At 41.5% G+C, this 22,463-nt stretch carries 17 protein-coding genes; 12 read left to right on the plus strand and 5 right to left on the minus strand.

Features of this window, described 5'->3' with window-relative positions; genetic code table 11:
* The first annotated feature begins 27 nt into the window (after positions 1–27).
* Together Q0590_RS17375 and Q0590_RS17380 are read left to right on the plus strand one after the other, a co-directional pair.
* Positions 28–1,011, plus strand: coding sequence for a YsnF/AvaK domain-containing protein (locus Q0590_RS17375; RefSeq protein WP_302038852.1), 984 nt, complete (start codon positions 28–30; stop codon positions 1,009–1,011).
* A 75-nt stretch (positions 1,012–1,086) separates the two neighbouring features.
* Positions 1,087–1,524 (plus strand): acyl-CoA thioesterase, encoded by a 438-nt coding sequence (locus Q0590_RS17380; RefSeq protein ID WP_302038853.1) that lies wholly within the window; start codon positions 1,087–1,089, stop codon positions 1,522–1,524.
* A 39-nt stretch (positions 1,525–1,563) separates the two neighbouring features.
* On the opposite strand, the gene uvrA is transcribed toward Q0590_RS17380, so the two are convergent.
* Positions 1,564–4,389 carry an excinuclease ABC subunit UvrA gene (uvrA, locus tag Q0590_RS17385; protein WP_302038854.1) on the minus strand — a complete coding sequence of 942 codons (2,826 nt, stop codon included), beginning with the start codon at positions 4,387–4,389 and terminating at the stop codon, positions 1,564–1,566.
* A 238-nt stretch (positions 4,390–4,627) separates the two neighbouring features.
* Here uvrA and Q0590_RS17390 point away from each other — a divergent pair, with 238 nt between their 5' ends.
* The 8 genes from Q0590_RS17390 to Q0590_RS17425 all read left to right on the plus strand — a co-directional run bounded on the left by Q0590_RS17390 (position 4,628) and on the right by Q0590_RS17425 (position 12,759).
* The gene (locus Q0590_RS17390) at positions 4,628–5,227 is read left to right on the plus strand and encodes an RNA polymerase sigma factor (protein WP_302038855.1); all 600 of its coding nucleotides are present in this window, start codon (positions 4,628–4,630) and stop codon (positions 5,225–5,227) included.
* A complete protein-coding gene (locus tag Q0590_RS17395; RefSeq protein WP_302038856.1) occupies positions 5,202–5,435 on the plus strand; it encodes a hypothetical protein in 234 nt (77 codons plus the stop codon). Before Q0590_RS17390 ends, Q0590_RS17395 begins: the two co-directional genes overlap by 26 nt.
* Before the next feature lie 89 nt (positions 5,436–5,524).
* A complete protein-coding gene (nth, locus tag Q0590_RS17400) occupies positions 5,525–6,229 on the plus strand; it encodes an endonuclease III (RefSeq protein ID WP_302038857.1) in 705 nt (234 codons plus the stop codon).
* Between the two features lie 317 nt (positions 6,230–6,546).
* On the plus strand, positions 6,547–7,293 hold the full coding sequence (locus tag Q0590_RS17405; RefSeq protein ID WP_302038858.1) for a YebC/PmpR family DNA-binding transcriptional regulator: 747 nt from the start codon (positions 6,547–6,549) through the stop codon (positions 7,291–7,293).
* Between the two features lie 133 nt (positions 7,294–7,426).
* Positions 7,427–8,407, plus strand: a complete 981-nt coding sequence (locus Q0590_RS17410; RefSeq protein WP_302038859.1) for an isoaspartyl peptidase/L-asparaginase family protein — start codon at positions 7,427–7,429, stop codon at positions 8,405–8,407.
* Between the two features lie 159 nt (positions 8,408–8,566).
* Positions 8,567–10,651, plus strand: a complete 2,085-nt coding sequence (locus Q0590_RS17415) for an alpha-L-fucosidase (protein WP_302038860.1) — start codon at positions 8,567–8,569, stop codon at positions 10,649–10,651.
* A gap of 186 nt (positions 10,652–10,837) precedes the next feature.
* Positions 10,838–12,133, plus strand: a complete 1,296-nt coding sequence (locus tag Q0590_RS17420; RefSeq protein WP_302038861.1) for a DUF4142 domain-containing protein — start codon at positions 10,838–10,840, stop codon at positions 12,131–12,133.
* A gap of 125 nt (positions 12,134–12,258) precedes the next feature.
* Positions 12,259–12,759 (plus strand): hypothetical protein, encoded by a 501-nt coding sequence (locus Q0590_RS17425; protein WP_302038862.1) that lies wholly within the window; start codon positions 12,259–12,261, stop codon positions 12,757–12,759.
* A gap of 96 nt (positions 12,760–12,855) precedes the next feature.
* Here the strand turns inward: Q0590_RS17425 and Q0590_RS17430 are convergent, their stop codons facing one another.
* From Q0590_RS17430 to bamJ, 4 genes are all read right to left on the minus strand, one after another.
* On the minus strand, positions 12,856–14,364 hold the full coding sequence (locus Q0590_RS17430; protein WP_302038863.1) for a SpoVR family protein: 1,509 nt from the start codon (positions 14,362–14,364) through the stop codon (positions 12,856–12,858).
* 130 nt (positions 14,365–14,494) lie between these two features.
* A complete protein-coding gene (locus Q0590_RS17435; RefSeq protein ID WP_302038864.1) occupies positions 14,495–15,763 on the minus strand; it encodes a YeaH/YhbH family protein in 1,269 nt (422 codons plus the stop codon).
* A 64-nt stretch (positions 15,764–15,827) separates the two neighbouring features.
* Positions 15,828–17,756, minus strand: a complete 1,929-nt coding sequence (locus Q0590_RS17440; protein ID WP_302038865.1) for a PrkA family serine protein kinase — start codon at positions 17,754–17,756, stop codon at positions 15,828–15,830.
* Positions 17,757–18,270: 514 nt separating this feature from the next.
* Positions 18,271–18,750: a BamJ family beta-barrel-assembly machinery protein gene (bamJ, locus tag Q0590_RS17445; RefSeq protein ID WP_302038866.1), complete on the minus strand. Its 480-nt coding sequence runs from the start codon at positions 18,748–18,750 to the stop codon at positions 18,271–18,273.
* Between the two features lie 180 nt (positions 18,751–18,930).
* Here bamJ and Q0590_RS17450 point away from each other — a divergent pair, with 180 nt between their 5' ends.
* On the plus strand, positions 18,931–19,866 hold the full coding sequence (locus Q0590_RS17450) for an energy transducer TonB (protein WP_302038867.1): 936 nt from the start codon (positions 18,931–18,933) through the stop codon (positions 19,864–19,866).
* Positions 19,867–20,178: 312 nt separating this feature from the next.
* A complete protein-coding gene (gene rnr / locus Q0590_RS17455; RefSeq protein WP_302038868.1) occupies positions 20,179–22,422 on the plus strand; it encodes a ribonuclease R in 2,244 nt (747 codons plus the stop codon).
* Positions 22,423–22,463: the final 41 nt, after the last annotated feature.

The raw sequence follows: 22,463 nt of genomic DNA on the forward strand, positions 1-22,463 counted from the left end.
ACAATTTAAACCTTAAAACCAAAAATCATGGCACAAACAGTAATTGGAGTTTTTGACAACTCGAGAGATGCACAAAATGCAGTTGACAATCTGGTAAGCAATGGCTTCTCCAGAAGCAGTATAGATATTTCAAACAAGAGTGACTCTGCTTATGGCTCCACTAGTGGTTCTACTTACGACAAACGTGACAGAGATGGAGATGGAGATGTTGACTTTGGCGATAAAGTAGGTAATTTCTTTAGTTCATTGTTTGGAGGGGATGAAGCTGACAAATATTCCAGAGTAGCCAGCAAAAGTTGTGTTGTAACCGTACATGCACAGTCTATGGCAGAAGCTGAAAGAGCCGCTGACATTCTGGATGAGTATGGATCAGTGGATGTGAACGACCGTGCAATGAAATTAGGTTACGGAAGTTCTGCCGCTCCAACCGGCTTTGTAGATACCACAACTAGTGGATATGCTGATACATCCAGGCTGGATACAGACAGGTTAGATACAGATACAAGTTTCAGGGATAGGGACACGATAGATTCTGAAAAGTCTATTCCGATCATTGAAGAAAACCTGAATGTAGGTAAGCGTGAAGTAACTACAGGTGGTGTACGCCTCCGCAGCCGGATTGTTGAGCGCCCAGTAGAAGAGCATCTTCGCCTGCGTGAAGAACACGTAACCGTAGAAAGAAATCCTGTTAACCGTCCGGCTTCTGCTGCTGACCTGAATAATTTCCAGGAAGGTACCATTGAAATGACTGAACATGCAGAGCAGGCAATGGTGAATAAAGAAGCCCGCATAGTCGAAGAAGTACGCTTGAATAAAGAAGTAACAGAGCGGGATGAAGTAGTAAGAGATACTGTACGCCGCACAGACGTAGACGTAGAAAACCTGACTGGTACTGACAAAGACAGATATGATAAAGACAGACTGGATCTGGATAATGACCGTAACAGACTTGATAATGACCGCAGATTAGATTCAGATGATCTGGATCTGAACAGACCTGCTGGTTTATAATATAAATAATGAGTTGATAAAAAGCGGTATCTGGAAACAGGTACCGCTTTTATTTTTAAAAAGAATAAACAAGAAATGGCAGCTTACATAAAAGACCTCTCTATCCGGTGGGCAGACCTTGACCCTAATTTTCATTTACGGCACACAGCCTATTATGATTTTGCTGCACAAGCCCGAATCGATTTACTACATTCCATAGGGCTCACCGTACATTTTATGCAACAGGCAGAATTTGGGCCTGTATTGTTCCGGGAAGAATGTATTTTCCGCAGAGAAATCCGGTATGGTGATTCCATACAACTAACCAGCAAATTAAAGAAAGCCCGTCAGGATTTTTCCAGATTCAGCATACAACATGACTTTATCCGAAATGATGGAACTGTTTGTGCCATACTTACCATCGACGCCGCCTGGATCAATACCAGAATACGGAAATTAACCTTACCTATTATAGAGGATAAAACCATACTAGAGGCCATGCCGAAAACTGATGATTTTGAATGGGTGCAGTAGGGAAGCCACCTCACAGTGCCTTATGGGAAAACTTCACTCCTACATCTTTTCCCGCAAAAAGGTAGCCGTATAATTATTCTCTAGTTTCAGCATATCTTCTGGTAAACCTGCAAAGGTTACATAGCCGCCATTTTCGCCTCCTTCCGGACCCAGGTCAATTATCCAGTCAGCGCATTTGATTACATCCATATTATGCTCAATAATAATGACAGAATCTCCCTGCTCTACCAGAGCGTTAATGGCATGCAGTAATTTCTGAATATCGTGAAAATGGAGGCCGGTAGTAGGCTCATCAAATATAAATAAGGTGCTGCCTTGGTGTGGGTTTCCTTTCCCTAAAAATGAAGCTAATTTTACCCGCTGTGCCTCACCGCCACTAAGTGTATTGGAAGATTGTCCGAGCCTTACATAGCCAAGGCCCACTTCTTGTAAAGGCAATAATTTTTCGAGTAATTTAGGTTTATCCGCAAAGAAATCAATACTCTCATCAATGGTCATATCCAGAATGTCGGCCACATCTTTGTCTTTGTATTTGATCTCCAGGATTTCGCCTTTGAAACGTTTGCCATGGCAGCTTTCGCATTTTAGAAAAATATCGGCCATAAACTGCATTTCAATCTTTACTTCACCTTCACCCTGGCAAACTTCACAGCGTCCGCCATCTACGTTAAAAGAGAAATGTGCAGGTTTATAAGATCGGGCTTTAGCCAGTGGCTGGTCCGACATCAGGTTACGGATTAAATCATAGGCTTTAATGTACGTGACTGGATTAGAACGAGAAGATTTTCCTATAGGATTCTGGTCAACAAACTCTACCTGGGTAAGCAAGGTGAGGCTGCCATCAATGCGGTCGAACTTGGCCGATTCTTCGCTGTAGTTCCCGTATATTTTACTTAAGGCAGGGTATAAAACTTTTTTTATTAAGGTAGATTTGCCAGAACCACTTACGCCGGTCACGACTGTTAGTACACCAATAGGAAATTTAACAGAAATATTCTTCAGATTGTTTTCCCGGGCGCCTTGTACCTCTACAAAATCCGACCAGCGGCGTTTTACTTTTGGTACATAAATTTTATCTGTTCCATTCAAAAACCGCGTGGTGTGGGTATCTGCCAGATAAATTTCGTCCTGTGTTCCCTGAAATACCAACTCTCCGCCATGTGAACCAGCATCTGGCCCAATATCAATGATTTGATCGGCCATTCGCATAACTTCTTCTTCATGTTCTACCACAATTACCGTATTTCCCAGATCCCGTAATTGTTCCAGTACGCCAATTAGCCGTTGGGTATCCCGGGGATGTAATCCAATACTGGGTTCATCCAGAATATACATAGAGCCAACCAAGGCGCTCCCTAAGGAAGTAGCCAGTTTTATGCGCTGGTATTCGCCACCAGAAAGACTTGAAGTTAGTCGGTTGAGGGTTATGTATCCAAGTCCTACTTTAATAAGGTAGTTTAATCTGTTCTGAATCTCCAGTAAGATGCGCTGCGCTACTTTTTCTTGATAGATATCTAATTGCAGTTGCTCAAAAAACTGAGCAGATTTCGTTATCGGCATTAATACCAGATCGGTAATAGATTTGCCGGCAATTTTTACATAGGCTGCATCTTTGCGAAGCCGGCTTCCCTTACATTCCGGACAAGTGGTACGCCCCCTGTACCGGGAAAGCATTACCCGGTATTGAATTTTATGCGTTTGTGATTCAATATGCCGGAAGAATGCATTTAACCCATCAAAGTATTGATTGCCTGTCCACAACAGCTCTTTTTCCTTTTCTGTTAAGTCCTGATAGGAGCGGTGTATGGGAAAATCAAACTTGATACCATTTTTTACCAGCGGTGTAAGCCATTCATTCATTTTCTCTGTGCGCCAGGGAGCAATAGCTCCTTCGTATACAGACAAAGATTTATCAGGAATAACCAGATCTTCGTCTATACCCAGTACCTTACCGAAGCCTTCGCAACGGCGGCAGGCACCATAGGGGTTATTGAAACTGAAGAGATTAATACTCGGTTCTTCAAAAACGATTCCATCTAATTCAAATTTATCAGAAAAGGTACGTGTTTCTTTACCTATTACTTCAACCAGGCATACACCTTCTCCTTCATAAAAGGCCGTTTGCACAGAATCTGATAAACGGAATCGGTTGTCTTCGTCTTCATGGTTTACTGTACTTCTGTCTATTAATATGTATACTTCATCCGGATTAGCCTCAGTTAACCCTTTTTCAATAGCTTCTTCCAGAAATATGAGTTTGCCTCCGGCTACTATCCGCGTAAATCCCTTCTGAAGTAATACTTTTAATTCATCCTGCAACGAGCGGCTTTTATCATGGTGCATGGGGGCCATGATCATAAAGCGCTGTCCATCTTCAAACGTATATAAGTAATCTATTACATCACTAACGGAATCTCTTTTTACAATATTTCCGGAAACAGGGGAGTAAGTAATACCAATCCGGGCAAAGAGCAGCTTTAAATAATCATATATTTCAGTACTGGTGCCAACCGTAGAACGCGGGTTTCGGGTACTTACTTTCTGCTCTATGGCAATGGCAGGTGATACGCCTTTTATGTATTCCACTTCCGGTTTTTCCATTCGCCCAAGGAATTGCCTCGCATACGAGCTTAAACTTTCTACATACATCCGCTGCCCTTCTGCAAAAAGTGTATCAAAGGCTAGTGAAGATTTGCCAGAACCTGACAAACCGGTAATTACAACAAGCTTATTTCGGGGAATGGCAACACTCAGGTTTTTTAAATTATTAACTCTGGCACCTTTTATGATTATAAATTCTTTAGGGTCCAGCTGGTCTAATAGTTGGTTTTGTGGCACGGCCACAAGCTCTTTTTCTCTGTTCATCACATACAAAGTTAGGTAGATAAAAGCAGAAAGCGTAACAGGTTATTGGATGTTAAAAGTATTTTATAGGATATTTATCATAAAAAAAATGTGCAATTTCCTTACATCGACTCAGGAGCCCTTGCATATCTGAATTCTTCTCTGTAGTTTTGAAATATTGCCTTTCTCAAAAATTCAAAAAACTTCTAAACAGTATACTATGATATAAAGCTTTACGTTCACTAAATAAGATTCGCAAATGGAAAAAAGTTTAGTAAGTGATGGTGCGTTAGTATCACTTTATCAAAACGGTAACGAGAAAGCTTTTGAACTACTGGTAAAAAGACACAAATCCAAAGTGTATACGGCTATTTATCTGATTGTGAAAGATTCATATATAGCCGAAGATTTATTACAAGATACGTTTATCAAAGCGATCACGACCATTAAAACGAACCGATATAACGAAGAGGGGAAGTTTTTACCATGGATCGTACGGATTGCGCATAACTTAGCTATAGACTATTTCCGGAAGGAGAAACGTTATCCTACCGTAATATTGGAAGATGGAAGCAATGTATTTAATACGTTAAATTTCTCTGAAGATTCAGTTGAATCGGTTCAGATAAAAATGGAAACGCATGAGAAGTTGAAGGAGATGATTCAGAAGTTGCCTGAACAACAAAAGGAAGTTCTGTTAATGCGGCATTATGCAGATATGAGTTTCCAGGAAATTGCTGAAGCAACAGGGGTAAGTATCAATACAGCGTTGGGGAGAATGCGTTATGCATTGATCAATTTGCGGAAGCAGATGACTAAATATAATATAAATTATGATCAAAACATTTACCCCAAATGATGTAATCAGGTATGTCTACAAAGAAACCTCAGCGGAAGAGAATAAACTGATTGCTTACACCTTATTAACCGATACCGACTTGCGGACGTTCTATGAAGAAATTTTGGGAATAAAGCAGGAAATATCGAAAATAATGAGAGAGCCTTCCGATAAAGTACTTGGACAAATACTCACGTATTCCAGAGAGTTTCAAACGAATAGACCATAATAAAATCAAAATAATTCATTTCTAAATCCCCTGGACGAGACTATTGTAGTTTTCATTCAGGGGATTTAGGGGTTTATACAGAGCCTTTTATGCATAGAAAAGAACGGTTCAAGCATTTTGTAGAATACTTTACCCAGCATTATGCCGAACCAGAAACCGAATTATCCTTTACCAACTCTTATGAATTACTGGTAGCTGTGATATTGAGTGCACAATGTACAGATAAGCGGGTAAATATGACTACCCCTGCCTTATTTGGACGGTTTCCCTCTGTGTACGAAATGGCCGCTAGCTCTGTGGACGAAATTTTTCCTTATATCCGCAGTATATCGTATCCTAATAACAAAGCCAAGCATCTGCTGGGAATGGCCCAGATGCTGGTAAAAGATTTTAGTGGGGAAGTACCAGCGACGGTTGAAGAATTGCAGAAATTGCCTGGTGTAGGCCGCAAAACGGCGCATGTAATCGCCTCCATAGTCTGGAACCAGCCGGTAATGGCCGTAGATACGCATGTTTTCCGGGTTTCGAAGCGGCTGGGGCTGGCGAAAGAAGATGCTAAAACACCGCTGGCAGTGGAGCAACAATTGATACAATACATTCCCACGCAATATATTTCTCGTGCACATCACTGGCTTATTCTACATGGCCGGTATATTTGTGTTGCCCGGTCGCCTAAATGTGACATTTGCCCGCTCACGCATTTTTGTAAATACTATGAAAAGAATGTAGCTAAAAGCAATAAACAGACACAACCAGGTTCGGAGAGTATAAAGCAAATGCCTGGTGCTGATTAAACAAAAAGATTTCTATATTTAATCTGGTTCTATAGAGAAAGGCATTCTTATTCACATGGCAACAGGGCTAATGTTCTCTATACTTACAAGTATATTTCTTGTGGCTGGGGAATCGAAACGCCGCTTCCTATTCCAAAAAAGGTGAAAGCCTATCTCAGATCAATTTCTGCTTTTCTATCTGATGGTGCAGCGTATAAATTCCTTAGCCTGTCTCATTGTCTATAGATAACTTCATCTAAAGTCTTCCTTTTACATCTTCTCAAGATTGATTAATTTGCATACAAATCAGAATTAGTAGCATAAACTGTAGAAGTCATATGTCAGGACATAGTAAATGGTCGACCATAAAGCGAAAAAAAGGGGCACTAGACGCCAAAAGAGGAAAGATATTTACAAAAATTATTAAAGAAATAAGCATTGCAGCCCGCGAAGGAGGTTCAGAACCAGCTAGTAATCCACGTCTTCGATTAGCAATTCAAAATGCGAAAGGAGCCAATATGCCGAAAGAAAACATTGAACGGGCTATAAAAAAAGGATCTGGTACGGATGGTGCCCAATATACAGAACATACCTATGAAGGATATGCTTCTCATGGCGTGGCGGTTTTTGTGGAATGTACCACAGATAACTTAAACCGCACAGTGGCCAGCGTCCGGTCCTTATTCAATAAATATGGAGGTGCTTTGGGTACGAATGGATCGTTGGAATTTATTTTTGCCCGCAAAGGCGTTTTTACCATTGTGCAGCCGGAAGGGATTGATGTGGATGAATTTACCCTGGAGTTGATAGATGCCGGAGCGGAAGATGTAGAATTTGAAGAAGGATATATTACTGTATATTGCGCCCGTGAGGATTTTGGTGCGTTGCAGAAAAAGCTCGATGAAATGGAGATCGTAGTAGAAAATGCTGAGTTGCAACGTATCCCAAACACGTTTGTGAAACTGGATGATGAAGCATTTAAGAAAGTAATGAAATTAATCGAATCTTTGGAAGACGATGATGATGTGCAGAAAGTATATCATAATATAGAAATGAACGAAGAACAAATGGCACTTATCGAATAGTATCTACCTGAACTTCAGCGTTATTTCTGAAAGACCTCAGCGGTTTCCAAAACCGTTGAGGTCTTTTACTTTTATCTATTGATCTTTTTTGTAAATTGGATTTTTTATTGATCTTTATCCCCAAACCATATCTATGAACAGCCGCCGTAAATTTATTCTCCGTTCATTAGCTGGCTCTGCTTTAGTAAGCGGAAGCACATTGGCAAGAGTCCTGCCTGGTAGCTCTGTAAACCAATCTGCTATCAAACCTATTGTTATTTCCACCTGGAATCATGGCTTGCCAGCCAATGATGCTGCCTGGAAAGTGTTAGCTGCCAATGGCAGGGCTTTGGATGCAGTAGAACAAGGCGTTAAAGTGCCGGAGGCCGATCCTGCAATGAACAGTGTTGGCTATGGCGGGCTTCCTGACCGTGATGGTAAAGTTACATTAGATGCCTGTATTATGGATGAACAGGGAAATTGTGGCTCGGTGGCTTTTTTGCAACACATCAAACATCCTATTTCTGTAGCCAGACTGGTGATGGAGAAAACACCCCACGTAATGCTGGCAGGAGAAGGAGCTTTGCAGTTTGCCCTGGCCAATGGGTTTAAAAAAGAAAACCTACTAACCAAAGAAGCAGAAAAAGCCTGGAAAGAATGGTTAAAAACTGCTCAATATAAACCTATTGTAAACAGAGAGAACCACGACACTATTAGCATGCTGGCCATTGACAGTGCCGGAAATATGTCCGGAGCTTGTACCACCAGTGGAATGGCCTGGAAAATGCACGGCCGGGTAGGCGATTCTCCCATCATAGGTGCCAGCTTATATGTAGATAATGAAGTAGGCGGTGCTTGTGCTACCGGAGTAGGGGAGGCTGTGATTAAAATCGTAGGCAGCCACTTGGTAGTAGAATTGATGCGTCAGGGAAATACCCCGGAGCAGGCCTGTAAAATGGCTGTAGACCGCATCTTAAAACGGTACAAAGATGTTACTGACTTGCAGGTGGGTTTTCTGGCTATGAACAAAAATGGAGAATATGGAGCTTACGCCATTCATCCCGGATTCAATTATGCCGTTCATAATGGAACTAACAATCAACTAATTGATTCCAAAAGTCATATAACCAAATAATATAAGGATTATACGTGTGCATAGTAATAAGATGTTACTCTTGTTACTTATGAAACTATATCAAACGTATTGAATCACTAAACCTATTTTTAACTAACGTGATCTTGCAAAAACTATAATTTACAGGTGTAGTTTTTGCTAAAAATGTTAACCAATCCCATGAACTTGTTACGCCCCCGTTTTAGTATATTTTTCTTTTTACTTTTATTTTGCCGCTTCCAGACCAGTGCCCAGAAATCTCCTCCCGCGCCATTCGGAGCTACTCCTTCCCCGCAGCAGCTAGATTGGCACAAAATGGAATATTATGCATTTGCGCATTTCAACATGAATACATTTACTGACGAGGAGTGGGGACATGGTACAGAATCGCCGTCAGCCTTTAATCCAACACAGTTAGACTGCCGGCAATGGGCCAAAGTGGCAAAAGAAGCCGGAATGAAAGGAATTATTATTACAGCCAAGCATCATGATGGCTTTTGTTTATGGCCTTCACAATACACCCAGCATTCAGTGAAAAATAGCAGCTGGAAGAACGGGAAAGGCGATGTATTACGGGAATTATCGGATGCCTGTAAAGAGTATGGGCTAAAATTTGGCGTATACCTGTCTCCCTGGGACAGAAATCATCCGGCATATGGCACAGCGGAATACAACGAAATATTCAAGAAAACCCTGGAAGAAGTTCTCACTAACTATGGCGATGTATTTGAAGTCTGGTTTGATGGGGCAAATGGCGAAGGGCCAAATGGCAAAAAGCAGGTTTACGACTGGCCCGGATTCATTGCAACGGTATATAAATACCAGCCTAAAGCTATTATCTTCAGCGATGCAGGCCCGGGTTGCCGTTGGGTGGGTAATGAAGAAGGAATTGCAGGAGAAACCAATTGGGCAACGCTAAACGGCGACAAAGTGTACCCTGGGTATGAAAAGTATCAGGAGCTTACCCCAGGCCACGAAGACGGAACACACTGGATACCTGCCGAAACAGATGTTTCCATTAGGCCAGGTTGGTATTATCACCAGTCAGAAGACCATAAGGTGAAATCCCTGACACATATGGTAGATATTTACTATAAATCTCTAGGCAGGGGTTCCAACTTGCTGCTAAATCTGCCAATAGACCGCAGAGGGCTTGTACATGAAAATGATGTTCAGCGCTTGAAAGAATTAAAAGCAGTAATTGATGCGGACTTTTCAACGAATCTGGCAAAAGGTAAAAAAGTCACAGCTAGCCAAGAGAGAGATAAAGAAGTATTTGCGGCTGCTAATGTGGTGGATGGGGATGACACTACTTACTGGGCTACAGCAGATGGAACGCACAAAGGCTCAGTAGAAGTAGACTTAGGCAAGGCTACCGAAATCAACCGGTTTGTTGTGCAGGAGTATATAAAGCTGGGCCAACGGGTGAAATCTTTTTCCGTAGAAGCATTTACGAACGGAGCCTGGAAAGAGATAGCCAAAGGAACAACTATTGGGTATAAGCGGATTCTTCGCTTCCCTACAATAAGTGCTTCCAAAGTACGGGTAACAATATTGGAGGCCAAAGCAAGTCCGCTAATTACCAACGTAGAACTATATCATGCACCTGCTTTATTGGCCGCTCCAGAAATCAACCGTACGAAAGAAGGAGTGGTAAGCCTGCGGGCTCCAGATACAGGCGTAACCCTTTATTATACGACCGACGGTTCTGAGCCTAACAAACAATCCAAGAAATACAAGGCTTCTTTTCCTTTACAAACCAAGGCCACTTTGAAAGCCCTGGCAATAGATGCGAGCGGAAAACAAAGTCCGGTAAGCCGGATGGATTTTGACATAGCCAAGAAGAAATGGAAAGTGATCAGCACCCAAGCAGTTGCCTATAAGAACATAGCCAAACTTATTGATGATGACCCGGAAACTGGATGGAGCAGCCGTACCAAAGATAACTCTTTGCCATTCCCTTGCGAGGTAGTAATTGACTTAGGAGAGGAACTTGCTTTAGAAGGATTTACGTATTTGCCTTTACAGGGAAGAAATATTGAAGGAACCATTGCGCAATATGAATTTTATGTCAGCCAGGATGGTAAATCATGGGGTAAACCTGTGTCCTCCGGAGAGTTCAGTAATATTAAAAACAATCCGGTATTACAAACTAAACACTTTACACAAGTAAAAGCACGGTTTATTAAATTAAAAGCGTTAACAGAGATTCACAACAAGAACTTTGCTTCTTTCGCCGAAATAGGCGTGCTTACTACAAAATAAGCTAGTTCATTTACCTGTCGTAAAGCTTACAATGCCACATCTATCTGGCATTGTAAGCTTTTTTTATATGCTAAACCTAGCTGCATTAATTTATTACTTATTTTCTACATGAAAAAAGTATAGATTTTTTGCAACATAATCCAATAAAAATGGTATAGCATTATAACAAACATTAAAAAACCAGTTATGAAACGAAATATTATACATAAGCTGACTGCTTCTATGATGATAGCAGCCGGTATATTGATTGGGGTGCCTGAAAATACTTTTGCTCAGACCCAACCAAAGACAAATCCGAGTACTCAGCAATCGCAAGGCCATGCCAACCATGGAACTACCCAAAATGCTACCAAGGGAGGTAAAAAATCGATGAGCCATAATGCTGCTGATGCCAATTTTGTAAAAAAGGCTTCTGAATCGAATTTGGCGGAAATAAAGCTTAGCGAACTGGCCATGCAAAAGTCATCTTCTGATAAAGTGAAAGAATATGCTCAGATGATGATACAACACCATACCACTGCCCAGACTGAACTTGCTTCTATTGTATCTGCTTACACAAGTGCTAACTCGGTAGGTTCTACGGATACAGATGCCAATGATGCCGATAAAATGAGTTCAACCGGGGGCACTGCCGGAACTACTGGGAATACACAGGCCGATGGAAAAACTAATGGCCAGTACAATAGCAATATGTCCTCTAAGGATAAGGCTGGCGCAGATAATTCAACGAATGCTTCCGGAGGAACTACTGATACCGGGAGTACGTATAGTTCAGGTAATGCTGGCGGGGCCATTGGTACAACTGGTAGCCAGCAGGGAAGATCATCTGATGGGGCAGCATCACAAAATACACCTTCCAATGGAAGTAACAGCAATTCGAATTCACAGGCAGATGCCAATTCTACTACAAACCCCAGCATGAGTGGAACCAGGGTAGGCAGAGGCGAATTAACAGAACCAGGCAATACTTCACCGGCCACAGCAAATGATGCTAATGTGCAGGAAAACGAATCTGATGGTACTGGCGGTGGTGGAGCAGGAGCCAATTCCGGTGGAACTACCAGCAGTATGAGCAACAGCAGGATCAGCCGTACTACCCCTAACTCATCAGATAATTCGCAGGATCTGAATAGTTCTGCCAACAACAGCACAGCAAGTGGTGAGGTAAACATGATGAATTCAACGATGAAGTATGATTTACCTAATGAACTTTCTGCGGAGCATAAAGCACTCAGAGATAAATTAGCCAAATTGTCTGGTGCTGAGTTTGACAAAGAATATATACAGGCCATGGTAAAAGACCACGCGAAATCTGTACAATTGTTTGAGAAGCATGCATTGGTAAGCAACGAAGGTGATAGTCAATTACAAGCCTTTGCATCTAAAACACTTCCGTTGATTAAAGAACACTATGAAAAAGCCAAAGCCTTAAGTGGTAACAGCCCAATGAATCCGGATGCGAAAAGTAAAGGAAGTAAATAGAGTTTGATATTACTAATAAAAGGCTGTTCTAAAAACAGCCTTTTTATTTTTACCTGATTTGGCTAAAAATAAAACAAATAGGGGGAAAAGGAAGTACTTATTAAAAGAACTAAATCAATATAGCTATGAATATCAGAGATATAAAAAAACTATTACCCGGCGCAATAGTGGCCTTGAGTATAACATTATTGCCTCCTTCCGGCGTGTTTGCCCAAGTGAGGCCCGAGGCCGGAGCCTCAACCCCATCTTCTGCTGACGATGCAAATACGGAAGATGAAGTTGAGAGCAACATCACCAATCCGCAAGTGAATAGTTCGATTAACAAAGCCTACCAGGCTAACGCACCGGTTATTCAGAATTATAAGGAGGTAAACCGCAAGCAGATCATTTCACCTCAAAATGACATTCCATTCAACAGGCCAATGATTTTCCTGGAACTTCCCAATCAGACCTACGATGCCTTTGGCAATAGCCCGGTTAATAACAACAGTGGGGCGTATAATCCCAGCCAATCAGTTAATATGCCACAATCAACTATTACGCAGCCGCCATTGCCTTATAAAAATGGAGGTACCTATTATCAGGCGAATGATTCTTTGGTGAGGCCGCCTCAAAAAAATTGGTAAGCAAGGATGGAGAAAACAAAGAACCGTATAAAAAAAGAGCTAAGCTGGCGATTTACCCAACTTAGCTCTTTGTAGTTTATAGACTTTGGTAGCCAACTAACTCTCAAATATTTTATCGTTAATTCCTAGCTTGTTTTTAGAAACCAGTTGTACAGGAAATTCCCATAAATACCGTATATGCTCCAGCGTATCTTTCGCCTCTTCATTATGTAAACTGCGTTCGTTAATAACCCGGTGCACCAGATGCAATTTGCTGGTTGCATGTAGATCTACCCGGTCTACCTGAATATCAGGCACATAAAACTCCCGCATGTACTGGTTGCTTAACGATTCGCGCACTTTACGGTAGCCACGTTCATTGTGAATAGCACTAACTTCATAATCATCGTCGTCTTCGTTATCTGCTACCACAAACAACTTCATATCCCGGATAACTTTTGGCGATAAATATTGCAGAATAAAACTATCGTCGCGGAAGTTTTGCATGGCATAGTGAATTTCTTCCAGCCAGTCTTTGCCCGCCAGGTTAGGAAACCAGTATTTATCTTCTTGTGTCGGGTTCTGGCAAATCCGCTTGATGTCCATAAAAATATTGAAACCCAGAGTATAAGGGTTAAGCCCGGAAAAATACCGGCTGTTGTATTCCGGCTGATACAGCACAGAGCTATGGCTATGAATAAACTCCAACATAAAATTGTCGTCTACCAGCTTCTTATCATACATCTCATTAATAATGTGGTAGTGAACAAAGGTTGCAAACCCCTCATTCATCACTTTTGTAAGGCCCTGTGGATAGAAATATTGCGACACTTTACGGACTATCCGGATAATTTCCCGTTTCCAGACAGGCAGGGTTGGCGCATTTTTTTCAATGAAGTATAAAATGTTTTCCTCTGGCTCTTCCGGGAATTTGAAACTCCGGTGAAATTGGCCATCAGCAATGGGTCTGGGCTTTGGTACTGTTCTCCAAAGTTCATTATATGTTTGCCGTTTAAAGTTCACCAGGTTTTTTAGCCGTTCGTTTTCTTGCCTGGCCGAAAGTTTAGTGGGCTTACGGTATTTATCCACCCCATGATTCATTAAGGCATGGGCCGCATCTAAAACACGTTCAACCTCCTCATGGCCCACTTCTTCTTCGCATTTTAGAATAAAATCCCTGGCAAACACCATATAGTCGATGATTGAATCGGCGGCGGTCCAGTCTTTAAACATGTAGTTATTCGCAAAAAAAGCATTGTGACCCTGGCAGGCATGGGCAATAACCAGCACCATCATGCAGGTGGTATTATTCTCCATGTTATAACTAATACATGGGTTAGAATTAATTACCATTTCGTAGGAGAGGGCCGTTCGTCCTTTAGAATAATTGTTTTGATTCAGTACAAAATCTTTTCCGAATTTCCAATGCGGATAAGAAGTAGGTAAACCGATCAGTGAGTATGCGTCTAGCATTTGCTCGGCCGTTACGATCTCAATCTGATTGGGATAGGTAAGGAGTTTTAACGACTCTCTACCTATTTTACTGGTTATTTCGTCGGCTGCCTCCAGCGTTTGGTCATCCCAGGTGGGATTGCTGAACAGACGCCTGTATAATTCTGTATTCATGGGTATAAAAAATCGGGTAAACTATGCCGGCAACATCCTTGAACTGCTTTTGAAAGGGTACCGGGAATTTTATCATAAAAGTTAAACCAGGTACTTTCATACCTGGTGTTTATATAGGGTAGCCTTTGGCCTAGCTTGGAATAGCTTTTTCTTTTTTGAATAAACCCCTGAAGACTGGCCATATCTGACTTACATCATACAGTTTACGCATAGAGAAACGGTTTTCATCTTCCAGGCTACGGTAGGTTCTCCACAAGGAACTATCCCGCGAATGGTTGCTGATTTCAATATAAGCCATGTACTGAATGGCTGGCAAAATTTGCGTCCGTAGAATAACGCCGCACTCATCGGCATCGTAATCCGACCATACATCGCCATCCGAAGCCTGGCAGCAGTAAATGTTCCAGTTTCCGCCACTGTACCGTTCTTTAATAATTTTATCCATCAATTCCAGGGAAGGGGCAACTACAGTGCCGCCACTTTCTTTGGAATTGAAAAATTCATATTCATCCACTTCCTTAGCTGTGGTGTGGTGCCGGATAAATATAAGTTCTACATTCAGGTACTGTTTAGTTAAAAATATATAGAGCAGGGTAAAAAAGCGTTTGGCTATATCTTTTTCATGATAGCCCATAGAAGCTGATACGTCCATAATGCAGAACATAGCCGCCGAAGTAGTAGGCAGGGGTATCTGTTCAAAATGGTTATACCGCAAGTCTACATCTTCAAAGAAGGGGATAGTATTCGACTGTTTTTTCACTTTCTCAATTTCTGCCTGCAACGCTGCAAGTTGAACTGGGTCAGTGGTTGTAGCCAGGGTTGCTTCCAGTTTCTTAAATTTAGCCAGAAAAGCACCCCGTAAAGCTATTTGCCGGGCTAGCGACTGCTGATAACTTGTTTTGATATTCAGCCTGGAAGGATTCCCGTATTTAATGAAGCCAGCTCTTTTGTTCTCAAAAGATTCGGTGTTTTCCAAAAACTTCTGCACCATATTTGGCAGTTCCAGGTCTTCAAAAAAGTATTTGAGAAACTCTTCTCTGGAGAGTACAACGGCAAATTCGTCTTCGCTTACTTCCGGGCTGTTAGATCCCTTGCCACGTCCGCCACCATGGCCACTCCCTTTGGGTTTAGGAATTTTATCTCCTTCACTGAAACGGTCGTTGCCGGGCCGTACAATTTGCTTGTTACCTGAAGCCGGATCGTGCGAGAAAGCAGGTTCTTTAATACTTTTAATAGGTACTTTTACTTTGCCACCAGTATTACTTTCCTGGATACTCTCCTGGCTAATAATATCTGGTAAGGCTTTTTTTATCTGGCCTTCTACGCGTTTCAGAAACCGCTGCCGGTTACCGGTAGACTTCCCTTTGGCATTTTTACGCCTGTCAATAATATTGCTCATGGGTTGAACGGGTGTTAATGAGAAAAGAAGAGCAGTATAATTTGCCTATACTGCTCTTGTTAGATTAGGACATTGTTTTTCTGACACGCATAAACCAGTCTACCAGAATCCGGATTTGCTTGTAGGTATATCCTCTGTCTTTCATCCGTTTGATAAAATCTTTATGCTTTTTCTCATCATCCTCATTGGATTTTGCATTGAATGATATAATTGGCAGCAGATCTTCGGTGTTGGTGAAAATCTTCTTCTCAATTACATTTTTAATCTTCTCATACGCATCCCAGCGAGGAGTCTGGCCATTGTTATTGGCTTTGTACCGCAGGGAAAAATTAGTAATCTCTGCCCGGAAATCTTTCGGATTAGCGATGCCAGCAGGCTTTTCAATTTTCTCCAGTTCCTGATTCAGCATACGTCTGTCTAGACTTTCTCCCGAATCCGGATCACGGTAATCTATGTTCTGCATCCAGTAGTCGGCATAGGTTACGTATTTTTCGAAAATATTCTGGCCATACGTGCTGTATGATTCAATGTAGGCTTTCTGAATTTCATCGGCAATAAATTCCGCATATTTGCTGGCCAGAACCGATTTTATCAGATCCAGGTATTTATCCTCAGTTTCTTTTGGCAAACTAAGCTTAATTACTTCCTGCTCCAGTACATACAGTAAGTGTACAGGATTGGCTGCAATTTCTTCTGAATCAAAATTAAATACCTTGGAAAGAATCTTAAAAGCAAACCTGGTTGATATGCCATTCATGCCTTCATTAATTCCTGCTTCGTCGCGGTATTCCTGAATAGATTTGGCATTCGGATCGGTTTCTTTCAGTGTTTCCCCATTATATACCCGCATTTTAGAGTAGATATTGGAATTCTCGGGTTCCTTAATACGGGTCATTACTGAAAACTGAGATAACAATTCCAGTGTTTTAGGCGCACAGGTAGCTTCCCGTAATGAACTCTCCCGGATCAGTTTTTCATAGATCTTGATTTCTTCGCTTACGCGGAGGCAATAGGGTACCTGCACCTTATAAATACGGTCCAGGAAGGCTTCATTCTTTTTGTCATTGGTAAACTTAGCCCATTCCGATTCGTTGGAGTGTGCCAGAATGATACCTTCGAATGGAATAGCGCCAATAGGTTCGGTACCTTTGTAGTTGTTTTCCTGTGTAGCTGTCAGCAGTGGATTCAAGACTTTTATCGGGGCTTTAAACATCTCCACAAACTCCATAATCCCCTGATTGGCCAGACACAAACCACCGGTATAGGAATAGGCATCCGGATCGCTTTGCTGGTATTCGGCCAGTTTACGGATATCTACTTTACCTACCAGGGTAGAAATATCCTGGTTGTTTTCGTCGCCGGGTTCAGTTTTGGAAATGGCAATCTGGTCTTGAATAGAAGGGTAGAGTTTAACTACACTAAAGCGGTTTACATCTCCTTCAAACTCGCGGAGCCGTTTTGTAGCCCATGGACTCATGCAAACCGGAATGTAGCGGGTTGGAATATTGTATTCATCTTCCATTTCCTTCTTAAAATCGGCAAACAATCCCAGGGGGCTCTCAAAAACCGGACTCAACTCTTGTCCTGCCTTGAGCACGTAAATAGGATTTTTCTGCATGAGGTGTTTCAACTTCTCAGCCATCGAACTTTTGCCGCCACCTACCGGCCCCATCAGGTAGAGAATTTGTTTCTTTTCTTCCAACCCCTGGGCCGAGTGCCTGAAATAAGATACAATTTGTTCAATGGTGTTTTCCATTCCATAGAACTCTCTGAAAGCAGGGTAAACTTTTATTTTTTTGTTGGAGAAAATACGGCTAAGGGTTGGATCTTCCCGCGTATCAATGTACTCAGGAGAGCCGATAGCATCCAAAATCCGTTCTGCTGGTTTAGCATACACGTTGGAATCACTTTTGCAAAGCTCCAGATACGCTGCTATGGACATTTCATTAGCAGAAATACTGTAATTGGTTTTGATTTTATCTAAAACACCCATAATTAAAAATATGTGTTAGTTGGCTGGCAATTATAAGTAGAGGTTGTAGCGCAGTACTGTTAACTTATGAATTACCAATTAGTTACTTTCTAAGATGCTGTATTGAATTTAGTCGCTATCGAGAAAATAGCTGGTATACCTGGTATCTACCGAAATACGTCTTATTACGTAAATTCCAGAAAGACTATTTTAAGCTGACCGATGCTCTGTACGAATACAATCTAACTGGGCATGTTTCTGATGTATAATCAGGTATGCACAGGTAATTGTAATTTAATGAATAATACGATGATTTAAAAGCCCTGGATTTAATTTCTACAAATAAATTAAAAGCTATAAGCCCTCTATACAGAATTTTCATGCATTATCCATCTCAGCTTCAGATTTTAGATGGGTAAAAGTATAATGTATTGCCTGTTTGAAAAGTTCAAAAAAGTCTTGATTTATTTAAATTTATTTTTTTTAACACAGAAAGTCAACTTACCTACAAGTGCTTTCTATACGCTTTATCTCTTTATCCATTAATAGAGATCAGTTCCATATCAAAAATGAGTACAGAATTAGGTTTAATTTTAGATCCTGCTCCTCTCTGACCATATCCTAGGTTTGAAGGAATAAACACCCGCCATTTGGCGCCCTGAGGCATTAATTGTAAGGCTTCCTGCCAGCCAGGGATAACCTGGTTTACCGTAAAAGTTAATGGCTGACCTTTATCTATTGAACTATCGAAAATAGTACCATCAATTAAGGTACCATGATAATGCACCGTAACCGATTCAGTAAGCTCCGGACTTGAGCCATAACCTTCTTTCAACACGATGTATTGCAAGCCGCTGGGCAACGTTTTTACACCTTCTTTTGAGGCGTTTTCTTTCAAAAAATCTTCATTCTCCTTTTTGTGTGCGTCATAGGCTTCCTGATTGTTGCCCGAACAGCTAAGGTCAATTAAACCAAAAAATAATAAACAATATATAACGAAGCGGCTTGCTAACATAAGAAATTTTAGGATTTGTGAAATACAGTTGCTGCCATAGTCTGACAAATATTAGCCTGGAGGATTTTTGTGTGTTGGCAAATTTTCTTATTTTTTGCTCTATCTTGTATCTGGCCCTATAAAGTCTTAGCTCCACTAAGGTAAATGTATAATTTTATAGTATCAAACTTTATTAACTGAATGAAAGCAATTCTTACCATCTGCTGCTTTGCATTACTAGTTGTGCAGAGCCAGCTTTTTGCACAAACCACTGCCACAAAAGTGTATGTTGACTGGAATCTTTTTCCGGTTGAACAGAAAGAAAAAGCCAGCTATTTCCGAGTGGCGGCAGTCGATAAAGATAATATGCTGAATGGGCCAGCAGAATATTTTTACCTCAACAATGAGGATTACGCAAGAAATTTATATGCAAAGGGAAATTATGAAAACAATGCCAGAACCGGTAAATGGGAATGGTGGTATGCAAATGGATTACCTGCAGAAATAGGCTATTTTGAAAAGAAAACATCTCCGGATAAGCAACAAAATACTATTAAACTTAAAGCTGAGGAATATACTTACAAAATTGAAAGCTACTGGGATTCCACCGGCGTACAGCAGGTAACCAACGGAAATGGAAAAGTACAGTATGTTGAAAATGGCATTACGACAGGAAAAGGCAGCTACCAGAATGGAGTAAAGCACGGTGAATGGGAGGGAACCTACCAAATACCGGATACGGATGAATCCATACCATTTACAGAGCAATATACTGCCGGAGAATTGATAAGCGGCGTTAGCTATGACAAGGCAGGCAAGCCTTACAGCTATAAGGTGCTGGAAATTTTACCAGAGCCCAAAGGAGGCATGAACGGGTTAATGCGGTATCTGATGCAATCGTTACGGTATCCCACGCAGGCTAGACGGAAGGGAATAGAAGGGAAAGTAATGGTGCAATTTTATGTAAATAAAGATGGCAGCCTTTCTGGGATAGAACTTATGCAAGGAATAGGAGGGGGCTGCGATGAGGAAGCCCTACGGGTAGTCAAAGGATTCCCCAAGTGGACACCAGCCGTTCATAGAGGACAGGAAGTAAAAGTGAGAATGAGTTTACCGATTGTATTTAAGCTTGGGTAATGTTGCTAACAAAATCTGGCGTGTTCGGAAGTATACAGCCGCTTATCGTTCAGGGAAGCAAGCCATCTGCCTGCAAATCATATTAACTTGTTCAGCGTATACTAGCGTAAATAAAATGCTGAGATGCCGCATTATTTTTTATCAGTCTATGTTATAAAGCCAGAGAAACACAATTTTCTACTTGTAGCAGCTAACACAAAATTAATTCCCATTTTAGCAACAGGTATTGAATTTAATTCCTATTATTAATCCATAAACAAATCAACTTAACTGCGTTTCAGCCGTTTCTACGATTGAAACCATACGATATACATGAAAAAAACAAAAGAGAAAAACACGAGAGGTAGAAAAGCGGAAGACACTCGTAATGAATTGAAAGACGTATTACTTTCATTTTTTAATCAGAATAAGAACAGAACCTTCACGGCTGCCCAGCTCAGAAGAAAATTAGCCTTACGTTCCAAAAGTTCTGAAGATGCCTTATACGATGCTTTATTTGAGCTGGAACGCAATAACACCCTGGCTCACCTGAAAAACGGCAGCTATAAGCTAAAATCATCCTCTACCACTACTATAACCGGTGTGGTAGACCATGTAAATCCCCGGTATGCCTTTATTGTTTCCGAAGAAGGGGGAGAAGACATCTGGGTAAATACCAGTTCACTGAAAGGTGCCTTGGATGGTGACACCGTTAAAGTAGCTGTGTATAGCAGTTCTGGTGGCCGCCGGAAAGAGGGTGAGGTAATTGAAGTTGTACAGCACAAAAAAGATGAATATGTTGGAACCATCGAAATCCTTACCAAATATGCCTTTGTGGTGCCGGATAACAAAAAAATGTATTCCGACATTTATGTAAGGGAAGAAAACATTAAAGGAGCCAAAGAAGGCGAGAAGGTACTGGTGAAAATTACGCAGTGGCCTACCGAGAACCGCAAACCCGAGGGAGAAGTAATTCAAGTATTGGGTAGAGCTGGCGAACATAATACCGAAATGCACGCTATTATGGCTGAATTCGGCTTGCCTTTTGACTTTCCAGAGCGGGTAGTAGAAGAAGCAGAAAAGATAGATGAGGGCATTACCCATGCGGAAATAGCCAAACGCCGTGATTTCCGGGATATAACGACATTTACGATAGATCCGGCAGATGCCAAAGATTTTGATGATGCCCTTTCAGTACGCAAGCTGGAGAATGATACCTGGGAAATTGGCGTCCATATAGCCGACGTAACCCATTATGTGAAGCCGGACTCTATATTAGAAAGAGAAGCCTACCGGCGGGCAACCTCTGTGTACCTGGTAGATAGGGTTGTGCCCATGCTTCCAGAGAGATTATCTAACGGCTTATGTTCTTTACGTCCTAATGAAGATAAACTAACCTTCTCGGCTGTATTTGAAATGGATAAAGATGGCAAGGTACTCACTGAGTGGTTTGGCCGTACCATTATACATTCCGACAGGCGGTTTTCTTATGAAGATGCACAACAGGTACTGGAAACAGGAACTGGTGATTTTGCAGATGAGCTTTTGCTTTTGAATGATCTAGCGAAAAAACTAAAAGAAGATCGGTTCAAAAAAGGAGCGATCAGTTTTGAAACCATTGAAGTAAAATTCAAACTGGATGAAAAAGGCGTGCCGCTGGCGGTTTATCCCAAAATCCGGAAAGATGCCCATAAACTGATTGAAGAGTTTATGCTGCTGGCAAATAAAAAAGTGGCTGAATTTGTATATAAAATGCGGAAAGGCGAAAGCCGGAATACCATGGTATACCGTATTCACGACTTCCCGGATGTAGAAAAGATTAAAACGCTTTCCACATTTGTAAAAAAACTAGGGTACAGTCTTAATGCGGATGCGAAAAAGGTGTCATCTTCGCTTAATAAGATGATTGATGAAATTGAAGGCAAACCAGAGCAATCGGTTTTACAAAGCCTGGCTATCCGTACTATGGCAAAAGCCAAGTACAGTACCGAAACTACCGGACACTTTGGTTTGGCATTCAAGCATTATACGCACTTTACGTCGCCTATCCGCCGGTATCCGGATATGATGGCTCACCGCTTGTTGCAGCATTATCTGGAAAAAGGCAAATCAGTGAACAAAGCCGAATACGAAGAAAAATCAAGGCATTCCTCAGATATGGAAAAGGTAGCGGCAGATGCTGAAAGAGCTTCTATCAAATACAAACAGGTAGAATTCATGCAGAATGCGGAAACCCGGCCTTTCGAAGGAATTGTAACTGGAGTAACGGAGTTTGGTATTTTTGTGGAGATGATTGAAACCCGCTGCGAAGGAATGGTCCGGATGAGCGATATGGACGACGATTATTATGACCTGGATGCTGATAACTACCGGGTAATTGGCCGCCATACAGGTAAAATCATTTCCTTTGGCGATAAAGTTATGGTAACTGTGAAAGATACCAACCTTGCCAAGCGGAGTATAGACCTGGAGTTTGTAGAAGCAGGAAAGAAAACTCCCAAAACTCCTAAGGAGGATGGCAAACGCCGCAATAAGCGGGTACAAACCATCGACGATGAAGGTGAGCTGGACTGGTAGTACTAGCTTAACTTCTTACTTATCGTACAATCAAAAGGGTA

It is taken from the genome of Rhodocytophaga aerolata (genome assembly GCF_030503435.1).
Lineage (GTDB): Bacteria > Bacteroidota > Bacteroidia > Cytophagales > 172606-1 > Rhodocytophaga > Rhodocytophaga aerolata.

Bases quoted from the DNA above. Each gene is read 5' to 3' on its own strand.
- Q0590_RS17380 (WP_302038853.1), top strand. From the start codon at position 1,087: ATGGCAGCTTACATAAAAGACCTCTCTATCCGGTGGGCAGACCTTGAC.
- Q0590_RS17425 (WP_302038862.1), top strand. From the start codon at position 12,259: ATGAATATCAGAGATATAAAAAAACTATTACCCGGCGCAATAGTGGCC.
- Q0590_RS17440 (WP_302038865.1), bottom strand. From the start codon at position 17,756: ATGGGTGTTTTAGATAAAATCAAAACCAATTACAGTATTTCTGCTAAT.
- bamJ (WP_302038866.1), bottom strand. From the start codon at position 18,750: ATGTTAGCAAGCCGCTTCGTTATATATTGTTTATTATTTTTTGGTTTA.
- uvrA (WP_302038854.1), bottom strand. From the start codon at position 4,389: ATGAACAGAGAAAAAGAGCTTGTGGCCGTGCCACAAAACCAACTATTA.
- Q0590_RS17420 (WP_302038861.1), top strand. From the start codon at position 10,838: ATGAAACGAAATATTATACATAAGCTGACTGCTTCTATGATGATAGCA.
- Q0590_RS17415 (WP_302038860.1), top strand. From the start codon at position 8,567: ATGAACTTGTTACGCCCCCGTTTTAGTATATTTTTCTTTTTACTTTTA.
- Q0590_RS17405 (WP_302038858.1), top strand. From the start codon at position 6,547: ATGTCAGGACATAGTAAATGGTCGACCATAAAGCGAAAAAAAGGGGCA.
- Q0590_RS17435 (WP_302038864.1), bottom strand. From the start codon at position 15,763: ATGAGCAATATTATTGACAGGCGTAAAAATGCCAAAGGGAAGTCTACC.
- Q0590_RS17410 (WP_302038859.1), top strand. From the start codon at position 7,427: ATGAACAGCCGCCGTAAATTTATTCTCCGTTCATTAGCTGGCTCTGCT.
- Q0590_RS17390 (WP_302038855.1), top strand. From the start codon at position 4,628: ATGGAAAAAAGTTTAGTAAGTGATGGTGCGTTAGTATCACTTTATCAA.
- Q0590_RS17395 (WP_302038856.1), top strand. From the start codon at position 5,202: ATGATCAAAACATTTACCCCAAATGATGTAATCAGGTATGTCTACAAA.
- Q0590_RS17430 (WP_302038863.1), bottom strand. From the start codon at position 14,364: ATGAATACAGAATTATACAGGCGTCTGTTCAGCAATCCCACCTGGGAT.
- rnr (WP_302038868.1), top strand. From the start codon at position 20,179: ATGAAAAAAACAAAAGAGAAAAACACGAGAGGTAGAAAAGCGGAAGAC.
- Q0590_RS17375 (WP_302038852.1), top strand. From the start codon at position 28: ATGGCACAAACAGTAATTGGAGTTTTTGACAACTCGAGAGATGCACAA.
- Q0590_RS17450 (WP_302038867.1), top strand. From the start codon at position 18,931: ATGAAAGCAATTCTTACCATCTGCTGCTTTGCATTACTAGTTGTGCAG.
- nth (WP_302038857.1), top strand. From the start codon at position 5,525: ATGCATAGAAAAGAACGGTTCAAGCATTTTGTAGAATACTTTACCCAG.